The organism is Mycolicibacterium sp. SMGY-1XX (assembly GCF_059132455.1).
The window spans coordinates 864849-879215 of the sequence record NZ_CP101139.1 but is presented as its reverse complement, the minus strand read 5'-3'; the positions used below and the strand labels follow the sequence as shown (position 1 = coordinate 879215).

Sequence of the window (14367 nt, the reverse complement as noted above, 5' to 3'; positions counted from 1 at the left end):
GTACATCATGCCTTTTGGGTGCGCATCAACGTAGGCTTGGCACATGCGTACCGCTTACCAGGAGCAACTTGCGACTCTGGCTGCGCAACTCGGCGAGATGTGCGGTCTGGCCGGAGTTGCCATGGAAAGAGCCACCCAATCTCTACTGCAGGCCGACTTGGTTCTCTCCGAGCAGGTCATCACCGACCACGAGCAGATCACGGCACTGAGCGCCCAGGCCGAGGAGCGGGCTTTCCACATCCTCGCCCTGCAGGCACCGGTGGCCGGTGATTTGCGCTCGATCGTCAGTGCCATCCAGATCGTCGCCGATATCGACCGGATGGGCGCACTGGCACTGCACGTCGCCAAGATCGCCCGGCGCAGGCACCCGCAGCACGCCCTGCCCGAGGAAGTGAACGGCTACTTCGCCGAGATGGGCCGCGTGGCCGTCGAACTGGGTCACAGCGCTCAAGAGGTGCTCAAGACCGGTGACCCCGAGAAGGCCGCCAGGATCCGCGAAGAAGACGACGCGATGGACGACCTGCACAAACACCTGTTCACCGTCCTGATGGACCGCGAGTGGAAGCACGGTGTGGCCGCGGCCGTGGACGTCACCCTGCTGGGCCGTTTCTACGAGCGTTTCGCCGACCACGCCGTCGAGATCGCCCGCCGGGTCATCTTCCAGACCACCGGCGAGCTACCGGTCGAAGCCGACCTGTACTCGACGCACTGAATCCAGCCCGATAGAGAAATCCCCTGAAACCTCGCAGGTTTCAGGGGATTTCGTTTTCTCAGAGCGGTTATCCGAAACGACCGGAGATGTAGTCCTCGGTGGCTTTCTGCGTCGGGTTGGAGAAGATCTTCTCGGTGTCGTCCACCTCGACGAGCTGACCCGGCTTACCGGTGGCCTCGAGGTTGAAGAACGCGGTCTGATCGCTGACCCGAGCGGCCTGCTGCATGTTGTGCGTGACGATCACGATGGTGAAGTCCTGCTTCAGCTCCGAGATCAGGTCCTCGATCGCCAGCGTCGAGATGGGGTCGAGCGCCGAGCACGGTTCGTCCATCAGCAACACGTCGGGCTGCACGGCGATGGCGCGGGCGATGCACAGACGCTGCTGCTGGCCACCGGACAGGCCGCCGCCGGGCTTGTCGAGACGGTCCTTGACCTCGTTCCACAAATTGGCGCCCTTGAGCGAGCGCTCCGCGGTCTCGTCGAGCGTCTTCTTGTTACGCACGCCCTGCAGTTTGAGGCCCGCGACCACGTTGTCGCGAATCGACATGGTGGGGAACGGGTTCGGCCGCTGGAACACCATGCCGATGGTCTTGCGCACACCCACCGGGTCCACGCCGGAGCCGTAGATGTCGTCGCCGTCGAGCAGCACCGAACCCTTGACGTGGGCGCCCGGGATCACCTCGTGCATACGGTTCAGCGTGCGCAGCACCGTCGACTTACCGCAGCCCGACGGGCCGATGAACGCGGTCACGCTGCGCGGCGGCACCGCCAGCGAGACGTTCTGCACGGCGTGGAACGAGCCGTAGTAGATGTTGACGTCTTTGAGGTCGAGACGCTTGGCCATTTTCAGATACTCCTAGACCTTTTTGGGGGCAAAGAACTTGGCGATGAATCGCGCACCGACATTGAGCACGGCGATGATGACGATCAGGGTGAAGGCGGCACCCCAGAGGCGGTCGGTGGGAACCGGGTTCGCGCCGGCGCCGGCCGAGGTCTGGTCGAACATCATGCCGGGCAGCGAGCCCATGAAACCGCTGAACATGTCGAAGTTGATGGCCTGGGCGTAGCCCACCAGGATCAGCAGCGGGGCGGTCTCACCCATGACGCGGGCCAGGGCCAACAGAATGCCGGTGACGATGCCCGACAGCGCGGTGGGGATCACGATGGCCGCGATGGTCTTCCACTTCGGCACGCCCAGGGCGTAACTGGCTTCGCGCAGGTCCATCGGCACGATGCGCAGCATCTCCTCGGTGGAACGCACGATCACCGGGATCATCAGCAGCACCAGGGCCAGCGACACCGCGAACCCGGACCGCTGGAAACCGAAGGTCGCCACCCACAGGGCATAGATGAACAGCGCAGCCACGATCGAGGGCACACCGGTCAGGATGTCGACCATGAAGGTGGTGACCTTGCCCAGTCGCGTCCCGCCGCCGTACTCGACGAGGTAGATGCCGACGAAGACACCGACCGGGATGGAGATGATGGCGCAGACGAGCGCCTGCAGCAGCGAGCCGACGATGGCGTGGTACGCGCCGCCGCCCGCGGCGAACGCGGTCATACCCGCCTGGGAGTTCAGCCACCAGGTGCTCGAGGTGACCGCCCCGATGCCCTTGACGATCACCGTCAGCAGCACCCAGACCAGCGGCACCAGCGCCACCAGCACCGAGGCCGTCACCAGGACGGTGGCCAGGTTGTTGGTGAACTTGCGGCGGCCGCTGACGGCTTGGAACGTCGGCGACTTCAGCGGCCGATCAAGCGTCGAGGTCATGATGCGGACCTGTCCTTTCCGGAAACCGCGGCGCGGGCCAGCGAGTTGACCACGAAGGTCAGGATGAACAGCACCAGACCCGCGGCGATGTAGGCGCCCGCCTTGTACTGGTCGTTGAATTCGGAGGCGGCGGAGGCGATCTTGCTGGCGAAGGTGTAGCCACCGTCGAACAGCGACCAGCCGAAGGCTGTCTGCGTACCGCGCAGGATGATCAGCAGGGCGATGGTCTCACCGAGCGCGCGGCCCAGACCGAGCATCGCACCACTGATGTAGCCGGACATACCGAACGGCAGCACCGTGGTGCGCACGACCTCCCAGCGGGTGGCGCCCAGCGCCAGTGCCGCTTCGATCTGGCCGCGCGGCGTCTGGACGAACACCTCGCGGGTGACGGCGGTGATGATCGGCAGGATCATCACCGCGAGCACGATGCCCGCGGTGAAGATGGTGCCGCCGCCGGCCACCGACGCGTTACCGGTATCGAACAGGAACAGCCAGCTGAGGCTCTCGTTGAGCCAGACCGCGAACGGACGCAGCGCCGGGGCCAGCACGTAGAGCCCCCACACGCCGTAGATGATCGACGGCACCGCGGCCAGCAGATCCACCATGTAGGCGAGCGGTCCCTTGACCCGGGCGTGCGCGTACTGCGTCAGATAGATGGCGATGCCCAACGCGACGGGCATCGCCAGCACGAGCGCGAACACCGAGACGAACACCGTCACCTGGAGCAGGTCCAGGATGCCGAAGTGCATCGCCGAGGTGTCGGTGGTGACCCAGTTGCCACCGAAGAGGAAGAAGTTCTCCTCGTTCCGGGCGAGTGCCGGGATGGCGCGCCACAGCAGGAAGAAAGCGATCGCCGCGATGATGACGACGATCAGGACGCCGGAGCCCTCCGCCAATGCGCGGAAGATGCGGTCGCCGGGGCGGACCTTCGTGCCCTTGGACGGATCCGTGGAGATGGGCTCGGGCTCCGGGAAGGGCGTGGCCATGGCCTCGCCCGAACCCGCGTTCAGCGGATTTGGTGTTGTCACTTCGACCCTATCGGTCATTCGTCTTCGCACCCAATCTTCTCTTCAATCCTGCTGTGGCGCTACCGAAGACCTAGGCCGTCGAGCCGATGGCGTCGATGGAGGTCAGGAGGCGCTCCTTGAAGGCGTCGGGCAGCGGCACGTAGCCCGCGTCGGAGAGGCCGGCCTGGCCGTCGTTGGCTGCCACGGTCAGGAACGACTTGACCGCGGCGGCGGTGTCGGCGTCGTAACCGTTGGAGCACACGATCTCGTAGGTGGCCAGCACCAGCGGGTAGGCACCCGACTCGGTGGTGCCGTAGATCGAGTTCAGATCGAGCACCAGATCGTTGCCCTCACCGGCGAAGGTGGCCGCGTCGATGGCCTTGCCCGCGGTCTCGTCGGTCAGCTCGACCGCGCCGCTGCCGGTGTCGATCTGCGCGAAGGGCGTGCCGGCCTGCTCGGCGAAGCCCTTCTCGACGTAGCCGATCGCACCGGGAGTGGCCTGCACGGCCTGCACGACGCCGGCCGACTTCTGCGCGCCCTCGCCGGCGCCACCCTGGAACTCGCTGCCGTCGCCCTTGGTCCACGCCTGCGGGGCGGCTGCGGTCAGGTACTTCTGGAAGTTGTCGGTGGTGCCCGAGGAATCCGAGCGGAAGATCGGCGTGATCGGGCTGTCGGGCAGGGTGGTGCCCTCGTTCAGCGCAGCGATGGCCGGGTCGTTCCAGTTGCTGATCTGGCCCTGGAAGATCTTGGCCAGGGTGTCACCGTTGAGCACCAGCTTGTCGACGCCCTCGATGTTGTAGGCCATCGCGATGGGGCCGAACACCAGCGGCAGGTGCCACGCCGGGTTGCCACCGCAACGCTCGGCGGCGGCGGCGATCTGATCGTCCTTCAGCGCCGAGTCCGAGCCGGCGAAATCGACGTTCTTGGCGATGAACTGCTCGCGGCCGGCGCCGGAACCGGTGGGGTTGTAGGACAGGTTCTTGCCCTGGCAAGCCTGGCCCCAGACCTGGTTGAACAGCGCGACCGCGTTCTGCTGGGCGGTCGAGCCCTCGGCGGTCACCTCGTTCTTGCCGCCGCAGTCGGCGGAACCGGCGGCGGCGGTGCCACTGGCCGAGCCGGACGTGCCGGACGTGCCGGTGTTGTTGTCGCTACCGCACGCAGTCAGGGTCAGACCGGCGATGGCCGTCGCCGATACGGTCGTCAGGAATGCCTTGCCGAAGAAGTTGCGCTTCACCTATCCCGCTTTCTCATGAGCACGCCCGTCCTTCAGGACCGGGCATCCAGTGCTTTTCCTCCGGGGAAGTTATGCGGCACTAATGGACGGCATCCTCATGTGAGGTGAACGCAGGGTGAACAGCTGAGTGAACGAGGCGTTTCACCCAGCTGTGAGTCGTCTGAGGGTGGGCGATCTCACGCCCGGTAAGCGGTGTCGGAACTGTACACGGTGAAGCCCAGACGCTCGTAGGTACGCACCGCGGCGGTGTTGTCGGATTCGACGTAGAGCATCACCGCGGGGTCGGTGACGTCGGCCAGTTGCCGCGCCAGATACTGCAAACCCGCGACCGTCAGGGTGTGTCCCAGGCGCTTGCCTTGCGCGGCGGGGTCGACGCCGACGACGTAGACCTCACCGATCCTCTCGGCGCCGTCGTGCACTTTGGTCCAGTGGAACCCCAACAGTTGCCCGCCGTTGGCGGCATCGGCGCTGTAGGCCAGGAACAGGCCATCGGGGTCGAACCATGCCTCGGCTTTGCGTTCGGCGATATCGGCGTCGGTCCAGCCGCCCTGTTCGGGGTGCCAGGCGAACGCCGCGTTGTTGACCCTGAGCAGTTCGGCGTCATCTGCCGGCCCGGCGTAGGACCGCAGCTGCACTCCGGCTGGGACCTCGACGTCAGGAACGTCATGCAGCGAACGTCGCATCTGTAGCAGTTCGCGTACCGGTGTCAGCTTCAGCGCAGCGGCGACGGCCTTCGCGGCAGGCAACGTTCCGTGTGCCCAGAAGCTGCGGTCGCCGCCGGTTTCTTCGAGCGTGGCGGTGATCAGGGCGGACCCGATACCGCGGCGGCGCGAGCGGGGCCCGACCACCAGTTCAGCCATCTCGTCGGTGAGATTCAGGTAACCCTGGACTTCGCCGGCATCGTCGGTGGCGACCAGATGCCTGGTGCGCTGGTGGGCGAGTTCACGCAGAACCTGCTCACCGACCGGCGCGACACCATCGAATTCCGTTGCGGCGTCGATGATCTGCCGTACCGCCTGCTGCTCCGACGCGGAGAGCCCGGAGCGCCACTGGACTCGGGTCACTTGCGCAGCTGCTCGGCCAACGAGCCGCTGACGTCCTCGGGCGAGTCGTCGAAGCCGTCGTCGTCATCGAGATCGTCGTCATCGAGCTCTGCGTCCGCCGGCGTCGGCGGCCGTCCGCGTGCGGGCCGCACCGCCTTGTAGCCGACGTTGCGCACCGTCCCGATGAGCGATTCGTACTCCGGCCCCAGCTTTGCGCGCAGCCGTCGCACGTGGACGTCGACGGTACGGGTACCGCCGAAGAAGTCGTAGCCCCACACCTCCTGCAGCAACTGCGCACGGGTGAACACCCGCCCGGCATGCTGCGCGAGATATTTGAGCAGTTCGAATTCCTTGTAGGTGAGATCGAGCGGTCGGCCGCGCAACCTCGCGGTGTAGGTGCCCTCGTCGATCACCAGCTCACCGAGGCTGACCTTGCCCGCGCTCTCCTGGTTCGCCATGCCGCCGCGCCGGCCGACGAGCAGCCGAAGCCGCGCATCGATCTCGGCGGGGCCGGTACTCGGCAGCAGGATCTCGTCGAGTCCCCACTCCACATTGACCGCAACGAGACCACCCTCGTTGACCACGGCGACGACGGGCACCGACGTACCCGTCGACCCGAGAAGCCGGCACAGGCCGCGCGCGGCGGCCAGATCGGTACGCGCGTCGACAATCGCAACGTCCGCCGTCCCCGCCTCCAACAACGAGGAAACCTCCGTCGGCGCTGACCGCACGCTGTGAGCCAGCAGAGACAACGACGGCAGAACTGACTCTGGATGCGGGTCGACCGTGAGTAACAGTAAGTCCAACTGACCCTCCAGCAACCGGAAGAACATCTCCCAGATTCATGGCCGACACATCGCTGTTACCGACCGAGATCACCTAACGATAGCGCCCAACCTGCTATTTGGCCGGGTGGGAGCGGCCCGGCCCCTATCCGCCGGTTCGCCGGCCACCGCCTGGGCCACAATGTTCGGCGTGCGCAAACTGCTGATCGGCCTCGGTGCGACGGTCGTGTCCGTCATCGTCGGAGCCGTCGGCGTCGACTTCGGTGCCGCCATCTACGCCGAGTACCGACTGTCCCGCACCGTGCGTACCGCGGCGCAGCTGAGCTGGGACCCGTCGGTGGCCATCCTCGGATTCCCGTTCATCCCCCAGGCCGCGCAGCGCCACTACGAGGAAGTGGAGATCAAGGCCCACGACGTCGCGCACCCCGAAGTCGACAAGGCCGCGCTGGAGGCCACCCTGCATTCGATCGACCTCACCGAGTCGTCCTGGCTGATCGACCCGGATGCCGAACTGCCTGTCGGCAAGGTGGAGAGCCGGATCATCATCGACTCCTCCCACCTGGGCAGGTTCATGGGGATCAAAGACCTCATGGTGGAAGCCCCGCCCGTGGAGACCAACGACGCCACCGGCGGCACCACCGAATCGGGGATCTCCGGCAGCGAGGGCCTGGTGTTCACCGGCACCCCGACCGCGGCCGACTTCGGCGAGCGGGTCAGCGTCTCGGTCGACCTGTCGATCAGCGACCAGACCACGTTGGTGTTCACGCCGACCGGCGTCCTGACCGGCCCGGGCACAGCGGACCAGGAGGTGCCGGAGGACAAGGTGCAGGCTGTGTTGTCTGCGTTCCGCTCCACCCTGCCCAATCAGAAACTGCCGTTCGGAGTGGCACCGACGGCGCAGGGTGCGCGGGGATCCGACATCATCATCGAGGGGATCGCGGACGGAGTAACCATCACGCCGCAGGGGTTCAGACAGTCATGAACCCCGCGCTGTACTCCGCGATCGCGATCGTCGCCGCTCTTGCCGCAGCCGTTGTGGTCGGCTGGCTGATCAACCGGCGCTCGGGGGTACTGCGTGAGACCGCCGACACCGTCGCCGCGGTGGACGTCAGCGACCTGGGCCTGTCCCGTACCGGGCCGACGATCGTGCACTTCAGCGCGGTCTGGTGTGGTCCGTGCGCCGGGGTCCGGCGAACGGTCGAGCAGGTGTGTGCCGAGAGTCCGGAAGTGGCCCATGTCGAGATCGACATGGACGCCAATCCTGCTGCGGCGCGGCGCCTGTCGGTGCTGTCCTTGCCCACGACGTTCGTCTTCGACGCGCAGGGCCGGCAGCGGTACCGCAGCGCCGGGGTGCCCAAGGCCGCTGACCTGCGGTCGGCCCTTGCACCGCTATTGGCCTGATCAGGGTGTCATTGGGTATGGTGTGCCTCGTGTCAACCCGCCAGGAGCTCGTGCTCACCAAGCGCCGCGCAGTGGATCTGTGCCGCGTGGCGGGTTGTTGCTGTTGTTGTTGTAGCTGCTGAGTCGCTGCGCCGTTTTCGCGCCGCCCTCGGAGCAGGCCATGTGCACTGCCCGCGCCAGCCATCCAACACAACAGGAGCTATTTCACGTGTCAACCGATACCAAACGGGGTGCTGAGAACACCGTCGGCGGTGACGTCGTCGATGTGCGTGGCCCCCGCTTCGTCGCCTGGGTGACCACCGCCGTGTTGATCGCCGTCTTGGTGCTCTCGGCCGTCAGCACGGCGGCGGCAGCAGTTGTGTTGGGGTTGCAGGCAGTCGTCTTCGCGGTCGGGGCCTGGCGTGGCCCGAAGCAGCATCCGTACGGCCGCATCTTCGCCGCGGTCCAGAAGATTCAAGCTCCGCGGCTGGGCCCGGTCACCGAGAAGGAACCGGTTCCGCCGCTGAAGTTCGCCCAGCTCGTCGGGTTCGTGTTCGCCGTCGTGGGCACCGCCGGCTTCGCGCTCGGCGCGCCCCTGCTGGGCACCATCGCGACGGCGTTCGCGCTGTTCGCGGCTTTTCTCAACGCAGCCTTCGGCGTCTGCCTGGGCTGCCAGCTGTACCCCGTCGTCGCGCGTGTGCGACGCACTGCTTAGCACCTCGTATCCCCACTGATCGAAAGGACCACCTACATGGCACGCTCCGACGTCCTGGTCACTGCTGACTGGGCCGAGAGCAATCTCGATGCGCCGAACACCGTCTTCGTCGAGGTCGACGAAGACACCAGCGCCTACGACGGCGGGCACATCGCCGGCGCGGTCAAGCTGGACTGGAAGGCCGATCTGCAGGATCCGGTGCGCCGCGACTTCGTCGACGCCCAGCAGTTCTCCAAGCTGCTGTCCGAGCGCGGCATCGGCAATGACGACACCGTGATCCTCTACGGCGGCAACAACAACTGGTTCGCCGCCTACGCGTACTGGTACTTCAAGCTCTACGGCCACCAGAACGTCAAGCTGCTCGACGGCGGCCGCAAGAAGTGGGAGCTCGACGGACGCCCGCTGTCCACCGACACCGTGAACCGTCCCGAGACCAGCTACTCGGCCAAGGATGCCGACAACTCGCTGCGTGCCTTCCGCGACGAGGTGATCGCCGCGATCGGCACCAAGAACCTGGTCGACGTGCGTTCCCCCGACGAGTTCTCCGGCAAGATCCTCGCCCCGGCGCACCTGCCGCAGGAGGGCAGCCAGCGCCCGGGCCACATCCCCACCGCGATCAGCGTGCCGTGGAGCAAGGCGGCCAACGAGGACGGCACCTTCAAGTCCGACGAGGATTTGGCCAAGCTGTACGGCGAAGCCGGTCTGGACGGCGAGAAGGAAACCATTGCTTACTGCCGCATCGGGGAGCGCTCGTCGCACACCTGGTTTGTGCTGCGGGAACTGCTCGGGCACAAGAACGTCAAGAACTATGACGGCAGTTGGACGGAATACGGCTCTCTCGTGGGAGCCCCGATCGAGTTGGGAAGTTAGATATGTGCTCAGCGCCCAAGCAAGGACAGACCCTGCCGGCCAGCGTCGACCTCGAGAAGGAGACGGTGATCACCGGACGGGTCGTTGACGGCACCGGCCAGTCGGTCGGCGGCGCCTTCGTCCGGCTGCTGGACTCCTCGGACGAGTTCACCGCCGAGGTCGTCGCATCGGCCACCGGCGATTTCCGCTTCTTCGCCGCTCCCGGCACGTGGCGGGTGCGTGCCCTGTCGTCGGCCGGTAACGGCGACGCGGTGGTCGCGCCGTCCGGTGCCGGGATCCACGAAGTCGACGTCAAGGTCGCCTGACTCCGGTCGCTTAGGAAGCCTGAGCTCCACCCCCTTCCGGCGAGCGTGCGTGTTTGCCCTTCGGCACGCCGAAAAATGTGTGCAATCACGCACGCTCGCGGTAGGGACCCGGAGCCTCACAGGCTCGGATAGGAACTAGACTCGACACCGTGGTGCTGTTCTACGAGCTTGCTCTCGTCTTGTGTACCGTCGTGATCACCTGGTTCGCGCTCTACGCGCTGTACCGGCTCATCACCGACGAGTCGTGACTGACTCTGAACCCGAAGCAGGTTCAGGCGACCGCGCGGTAGCCGCCGCGGCCAAGCGCGCCAAGGAGACCGCGGCACGCAACATCCCCGCCTTCGCCGATCTGCCGTTGCCCGCCGATACCGCGAATCTGCGCGAGGGTGCGAACCTCAACGACGCTCTGCTGGCCCTGCTGCCTCTGGTGGGTGTCTGGCGTGGCGAAGGGGAAGGCCGCGGCGCCGGAGGCGACTACCGGTTCGGTCAGCAGATCGTGGTGTCGCACGACGGTGGCGACTACCTGATCTGGGAGGCCCGGTCCTGGCGTCTGGACGACGACGGCGCCTACGAATCCGTCGGTCTGCGAGAGAGCGGCTTCTGGCGCTTCGTGAACGATCCCGCCGACCCGGGTGAATCCCAGGCCATCGAACTGCTGCTGGCCCACTCCGCCGGCTACGTGGAACTCTTCTACGGCCACCCTCGCAACCAGGCGTCCTGGGAGCTGGTCACCGACGCTCTGGCGCGCAGCAAGTCCGGCATGCTCGTAGGCGGCGCCAAGCGGCTCTACGGCATCGTCGAGGGCGGCGACCTGGCCTACGTCGAGGAACGCGTCGACGCCGACGGCGGGTTGGTTCCGCATCTGTCCGCCCGGCTCAGCCGATTCGCCGGCTGAGGTTCGTCATCAAGCTCTCGCCTCGCGCCCTGCTGTGCGCGCTCGTCCTCACAATCTCACTGACGGCCTGCGGGTCCGCGCCGAAACCGGCAGACGATCCTGGGCAGACACCATCCGAACACGGCTCCTACGCGCACTGCTTGGCCGAACACGGGATCGAGCAGCCACCCGCGCCGGCACTGGGACCGGCTCCCGGTCCCGCCGCGCCGCCGGCCGGTGTTGATCCGGTCTCGTGGGAGCAGGCCCTGCAGGCATGCGCCGAGCTGGCGCCCGGCCCCGGCTAACCGAGCACCGGGGGTACCTCCCCGTCGGCCAGCCAGCGGGCCTCGAGTGCGTCGAGCATGCCTTCGGTGCGTAGTTCGTCGACAGCCTGCGACACACATGGAGTCAGCCGACTGTCCTTGTCGAGCATGATGCCGAATTGTTCAACGACGTCCGAGCCCGCCGGCAGCGTTCCGATGATGATCCCGCCGTCGAGTTCGTCCTGCACCGCCACCGCGGTCGGCAGGTCGAGCACCAGCGCGTCGATCTGACCTGCGCGCAACGCCATCTTGGCGTCGATGTTGGTGTTGTACATCTCGATCGATGTGCTGCCACCCACCGCCCGCGCCGCGGTGGAGCTGGTGGTGCCCACTTGGGCGCCCAGCTTCACCGAGCGCAGATCCTCCAGGGTGGTGGCCGTGGCGGCGGCGGAGGTCCGCACCGTCACCACCGCCTGTGACACGTCGTAGTACGGCGACGAGAAGTCCACGAGTTCGCGGCGCTGGTCGGTGATGGAGAACTCGGAGAGGTTGGCGTCGAACGCTTTTGGGCCGGGCGCCATGGCGGTGTTGAACGGCACCCGCACCCACCGGACTTCGTCGGCGGTGTATCCCAGCTTGTCCGCGACGGCGTAGGCCACCGCGGATTCGAAACCCTCACCGTTGGCGGGATTGTCACCGATGTACCACGGTGGATACGCCGGCTGGTCGGTCCCGACGGTGAACACGCCTTTGTACAGCGTGGGCAGATCGGCTTTGTCGCAGTTCAGCGGCGGGGCCGTGGCAGCGGGGGCAGCGCACCCGGACAGCACAAGCACCAGCACGGCTGCACCCGACCCACCGAAACGCATGTCAGTCCCGTCCCACCCCGCCCAACCGGGCCAGGAACTGCCGGGTGCGCTCCTGCCGCGGCGCACCCAGAACCTGGTCCGGCGGGCCGGACTCGAGGATCCGGCCACCGTCGAGGAAGCACACGACGTCGGCCACCTGACGCGCGAAACCCATTTCGTGTGTTGCCATTACGATCGTGCGGCCAGAGGTGGCCAACTCCCCCAGCAGGTCGAGCACCTCCCCCACCAGCTCAGGGTCCAGGGCACTGGTCACCTCATCGAGGAGCAGCACGCGGGGGTCATAGGCCAACGCCCTGGCGATCGCCACCCGCTGTTGCTGTCCACCCGAGAGCCGGTCCGGGTAGGTATCGGCGCGGTCGGCGAGTCCGACCCGAGCCAACAGTTCCCGGCCGCGGTCCTCGGCGTCGCGGCGGCTGCGGCGATGCACCACCCGCGGCGCGAGCGTGACGTTGTTCAGCACGGTCATGTGAGGAAAGAGATTGAACGACTGGAACACCATCGCCATCGACTGGCGCACGTTGTCGGCGTCGATCCTCGGGTCGCTGATATCGCGGCCGTCGAGCAGGATCTGCCCGTCGTCGATCTCCTCCAGGAGGTCGATGCACCGCAGCAACGTCGATTTTCCCGAACCGGATGCGCCGATCAGCACCACCACCTGGTGCTCGCCGACGTCGAGGTCGATGCCGTCGAGAACCGCTCTGTCGCCGTAGTTCTTCACCACCCCACGCAGGCTCAACACGGGTTCGGTCATAGTGCGCCCTGCCGTCGGGCCGCCCGGCGCGTCGCCCAGTCGGCCAGCCGGGCCGACGGCACCGCGAGTGCGACGAACAGCAGGCCGGCCACCACGTAGGGCGTGAAGTTGTACGACGTCGCCACTTGGATCTGCGCGGCTCGCACGGCGTCGACGGCGCCGAGCACCGAGATCAGGCCGCAGTCTTTCTGCAGGGCCACAAAGTCGTTCAACAGCGCAGGTGTGACCCGCCGCGCCGCCTGCGGCAGCACCACCAACCGCATGGTGCGGGGGTAGTTCAGGCCCAGCGACCGGGCGGCCGCGATCTGCGACGGGTGCACCGAGTCGATGCCCGCCCGGAACACCTCGGCGACAAGCGCCGAGTACACCAGCACCAGGGCCAGGCCACCCAGCAGCACGGGACTGTTGGGGATGCCTTCCAGCCGCAGCCCCGGCAGGCCGAAGCCGATCAGGTATAGGCAGATCAACAGCGGCAGACCGCGGAACAGGTCGACGTAACCGATGACGAACGCGCGCACCGGAAACCACACCGGTCCACGCAGGTTGCGCAGTACGGCCAGCAGCAAACCCAACGCCAGGATCAGGATCTCGCACACCACCAGCACCCGGACGTTGAGCCACAAGCCGTCGAGCACCGCAGGCAGGCTGTCCCAGCCGATCTGCAGGTCGAAAAACGAATCACGTACCCGCGGCCAGCCCGGCGACGACACCACCGTCACACCGATCACCACAGCGAACGCCAGCGTCGATGCCAGCGCCACCAGCGTCGAGCGCCGCGCGCGGGAGCGGTGGTAGGCGCGGCGCTGCTCCGCCAGCGCGGTCACGTCAGTACGGGTGCGCTACCGGCTTCGTCGAGCCATGTCTTCTGCAGTTCGGCCAGTGTGCCGTCGGAGCGCAGTTCGTCGACAGCAGAGGTGACACACACCGTCAACGGGCTGCCCTTGTCGAGGACGATCCCGAACTGTTCCGGCTTGTCGGTGGTGGCAGGCAGCTGCCCGACGATCACGCCGTCGTCGAGCTCGGCCTGCACCGCAAATGCAGTCGGCAGGTCGAGCACCACCGCGTCGATCTGCCCGCTGGTGAGCGCGGCTTTGGCGTCATCGTTGTTGTTGTAGACGCTGACGGGCTGGCTCGGCGCCAACGCCTCGGCGGCGGTGTAGCTGGTGGTGCCCACCTGCGCGCCGATCTTCAGGGCGCGCAGGCCGTCGAGGGTCTTGGCCTCAGCCGCAGGCGACGAGCGCACGGTCACGACGGCCTGGGTGACGTCGTAGTAGGGCGAGGAGAAGTCGACGGCCTGCTTGCGCTCATCGGTGATGGAGAACTCCGACAGGTTGGCGTCGAAGGTCTTGGCGCCCGGGGCGATCGCGGCGTTGAACGGCACCCGCACCCAGGTCACCTCGTCCTTGCCGAAGCCCAGTTTCTCGGCGACGGCGTAGGCCACGGCCGATTCGAAGCCTTCGCCGTTGGCGGGGTCGTCGTCGACGAACCACGGCGGGTAGGCCGGCTGGTCGGTGCCGAAGGTCAGGCGGCCCGCTTCCAGAGTGGTCAGCGAATCCTTGGCGCAGCTGTCGGCGGCGCGGCTGGATTCTGGTGCCGATTGTTCATCTGCCGGCGCACATCCCGCGCCTACGAGCGCCAGGCTCCCCATTACCCCCGCCAACAGCCAGCTTCTCGACCGATTTCGCATCGCCGCATCATCGCCTACCGGCGTGCGCCGCGCCAGCGATCCGCTCATAGCTTGCTGATATTCGGGGTCTACGGGGCGCAAAGGAACGACCCATACCGTCG

Annotated in this window: 19 protein-coding genes; 9 read left to right on the top strand and 10 right to left on the bottom strand. The window is 66.7% G+C overall.

Features of this window, described 5'->3' with window-relative positions; genetic code table 11:
* The first annotated feature begins 43 nt into the window (after positions 1-43).
* A complete protein-coding gene (gene phoU / locus NL241_RS04220) occupies positions 44-712 on the top strand; it encodes a phosphate signaling complex protein PhoU (protein ID WP_487696242.1) in 669 nt (222 codons plus the stop codon).
* A gap of 67 nt (positions 713-779) precedes the next feature.
* On the opposite strand, the gene pstB is transcribed toward phoU, so the two are convergent.
* The 6 genes from pstB to NL241_RS04190 form a co-directional block, all read right to left on the bottom strand.
* Entirely contained in the window at positions 780-1556 is a 777-nt protein-coding gene (gene pstB / locus NL241_RS04215) for a phosphate ABC transporter ATP-binding protein PstB (protein ID WP_487696241.1), read from the bottom strand.
* Positions 1557-1568: 12 nt separating this feature from the next.
* Positions 1569-2483 (bottom strand): phosphate ABC transporter permease PstA, encoded by a 915-nt coding sequence (gene pstA / locus NL241_RS04210; protein ID WP_487696240.1) that lies wholly within the window; start codon positions 2481-2483, stop codon positions 1569-1571.
* Positions 2480-3529 (bottom strand): phosphate ABC transporter permease subunit PstC, encoded by a 1050-nt coding sequence (gene pstC / locus NL241_RS04205; RefSeq protein WP_487696239.1) that lies wholly within the window; start codon positions 3527-3529, stop codon positions 2480-2482. Before pstC ends, pstA begins: the two co-directional genes overlap by 4 nt.
* Before the next feature lie 52 nt (positions 3530-3581).
* The gene (gene pstS / locus NL241_RS04200; protein WP_487696238.1) at positions 3582-4724 is read right to left on the bottom strand and encodes a phosphate ABC transporter substrate-binding protein PstS; all 1143 of its coding nucleotides are present in this window, start codon (positions 4722-4724) and stop codon (positions 3582-3584) included.
* Between the two features lie 176 nt (positions 4725-4900).
* Positions 4901-5788, bottom strand: a complete 888-nt coding sequence (mshD, locus tag NL241_RS04195; protein ID WP_494396860.1) for a mycothiol synthase — start codon at positions 5786-5788, stop codon at positions 4901-4903.
* The gene (locus NL241_RS04190) at positions 5785-6573 is read right to left on the bottom strand and encodes a winged helix-turn-helix transcriptional regulator (protein ID WP_494396859.1); all 789 of its coding nucleotides are present in this window, start codon (positions 6571-6573) and stop codon (positions 5785-5787) included. Before NL241_RS04190 ends, mshD begins: the two co-directional genes overlap by 4 nt.
* A 169-nt stretch (positions 6574-6742) precedes the next feature.
* On the opposite strand from NL241_RS04190, the gene lmeA reads away from it, so the two are divergent.
* The 8 genes from lmeA (at position 6743) to NL241_RS04150 (ending at position 11001) form a co-directional block, all read left to right on the top strand.
* Positions 6743-7534: a mannan chain length control protein LmeA gene (gene lmeA, locus NL241_RS04185; protein WP_494396858.1), complete on the top strand. Its 792-nt coding sequence runs from the start codon at positions 6743-6745 to the stop codon at positions 7532-7534.
* Positions 7531-7953 carry a thioredoxin family protein gene (locus tag NL241_RS04180; protein ID WP_487696235.1) on the top strand — a complete coding sequence of 141 codons (423 nt, stop codon included), beginning with the start codon at positions 7531-7533 and terminating at the stop codon, positions 7951-7953. Before lmeA ends, NL241_RS04180 begins: the two co-directional genes overlap by 4 nt.
* A gap of 17 nt (positions 7954-7970) precedes the next feature.
* Positions 7971-8075 (top strand): Ms5788A family Cys-rich leader peptide, encoded by a 105-nt coding sequence (locus NL241_RS04175; protein ID WP_487696234.1) that lies wholly within the window; start codon positions 7971-7973, stop codon positions 8073-8075.
* 38 nt (positions 8076-8113) lie between these two features.
* A complete protein-coding gene (locus NL241_RS04170) occupies positions 8114-8647 on the top strand; it encodes a DUF4395 domain-containing protein (protein ID WP_494396857.1) in 534 nt (177 codons plus the stop codon).
* A 36-nt stretch (positions 8648-8683) separates the two neighbouring features.
* Positions 8684-9517 (top strand): sulfurtransferase, encoded by an 834-nt coding sequence (locus tag NL241_RS04165; protein WP_487696232.1) that lies wholly within the window; start codon positions 8684-8686, stop codon positions 9515-9517.
* A gap of 2 nt (positions 9518-9519) precedes the next feature.
* On the top strand, positions 9520-9822 hold the full coding sequence (locus NL241_RS04160; protein WP_487696231.1) for a DUF1416 domain-containing protein: 303 nt from the start codon (positions 9520-9522) through the stop codon (positions 9820-9822).
* A gap of 244 nt (positions 9823-10066) precedes the next feature.
* Entirely contained in the window at positions 10067-10717 is a 651-nt protein-coding gene (locus tag NL241_RS04155) for a heme-binding beta-barrel domain-containing protein (RefSeq protein ID WP_487696230.1), read from the top strand.
* Between the two features lie 140 nt (positions 10718-10857).
* Positions 10858-11001, top strand: coding sequence for a hypothetical protein (locus tag NL241_RS04150; RefSeq protein ID WP_487696229.1), 144 nt, complete (start codon positions 10858-10860; stop codon positions 10999-11001).
* Here the strand turns inward: NL241_RS04150 and NL241_RS04145 are convergent.
* The 4 genes from NL241_RS04145 to NL241_RS04130 are packed head-to-tail and all read right to left on the bottom strand — an operon-like array spanning position 10998 to position 14266.
* On the bottom strand, positions 10998-11801 hold the full coding sequence (locus NL241_RS04145; protein ID WP_487696228.1) for an ABC transporter substrate-binding protein: 804 nt from the start codon (positions 11799-11801) through the stop codon (positions 10998-11000). The genes NL241_RS04150 and NL241_RS04145 overlap by 4 nt on opposite strands.
* Before the next feature lie 28 nt (positions 11802-11829).
* Positions 11830-12579, bottom strand: coding sequence for an amino acid ABC transporter ATP-binding protein (locus NL241_RS04140; RefSeq protein ID WP_494396856.1), 750 nt, complete (start codon positions 12577-12579; stop codon positions 11830-11832).
* Entirely contained in the window at positions 12576-13403 is an 828-nt protein-coding gene (locus NL241_RS04135) for an amino acid ABC transporter permease (protein WP_487696226.1), read from the bottom strand. The genes NL241_RS04140 and NL241_RS04135 overlap by 4 nt, the downstream gene beginning before the upstream one ends.
* The gene (locus NL241_RS04130) at positions 13400-14266 is read right to left on the bottom strand and encodes an ABC transporter substrate-binding protein (protein ID WP_494396855.1); all 867 of its coding nucleotides are present in this window, start codon (positions 14264-14266) and stop codon (positions 13400-13402) included. Before NL241_RS04130 ends, NL241_RS04135 begins: the two co-directional genes overlap by 4 nt.
* Between the last annotated feature and the right edge of the window lie 101 nt (positions 14267-14367).

Excerpts from the sequence above, each read along its gene's own strand:
- NL241_RS04140 (WP_494396856.1), bottom strand. The coding sequence starts at position 12,579 with ATGACCGAACCCGTGTTGAGCCTGCGTGGGGTGGTGAAGAACTACGGC.
- phoU (WP_487696242.1), top strand. The coding sequence starts at position 44 with ATGCGTACCGCTTACCAGGAGCAACTTGCGACTCTGGCTGCGCAACTC.
- NL241_RS04175 (WP_487696234.1), top strand. The coding sequence starts at position 7,971 with ATGGTGTGCCTCGTGTCAACCCGCCAGGAGCTCGTGCTCACCAAGCGC.
- NL241_RS04165 (WP_487696232.1), top strand. The coding sequence starts at position 8,684 with ATGGCACGCTCCGACGTCCTGGTCACTGCTGACTGGGCCGAGAGCAAT.
- NL241_RS04160 (WP_487696231.1), top strand. The coding sequence starts at position 9,520 with ATGTGCTCAGCGCCCAAGCAAGGACAGACCCTGCCGGCCAGCGTCGAC.
- NL241_RS04170 (WP_494396857.1), top strand. The coding sequence starts at position 8,114 with ATGTGCACTGCCCGCGCCAGCCATCCAACACAACAGGAGCTATTTCAC.
- pstB (WP_487696241.1), bottom strand. The coding sequence starts at position 1,556 with ATGGCCAAGCGTCTCGACCTCAAAGACGTCAACATCTACTACGGCTCG.
- pstC (WP_487696239.1), bottom strand. The coding sequence starts at position 3,529 with ATGACCGATAGGGTCGAAGTGACAACACCAAATCCGCTGAACGCGGGT.
- NL241_RS04130 (WP_494396855.1), bottom strand. The coding sequence starts at position 14,266 with ATGCGAAATCGGTCGAGAAGCTGGCTGTTGGCGGGGGTAATGGGGAGC.
- NL241_RS04180 (WP_487696235.1), top strand. The coding sequence starts at position 7,531 with ATGAACCCCGCGCTGTACTCCGCGATCGCGATCGTCGCCGCTCTTGCC.
- pstA (WP_487696240.1), bottom strand. The coding sequence starts at position 2,483 with ATGACCTCGACGCTTGATCGGCCGCTGAAGTCGCCGACGTTCCAAGCC.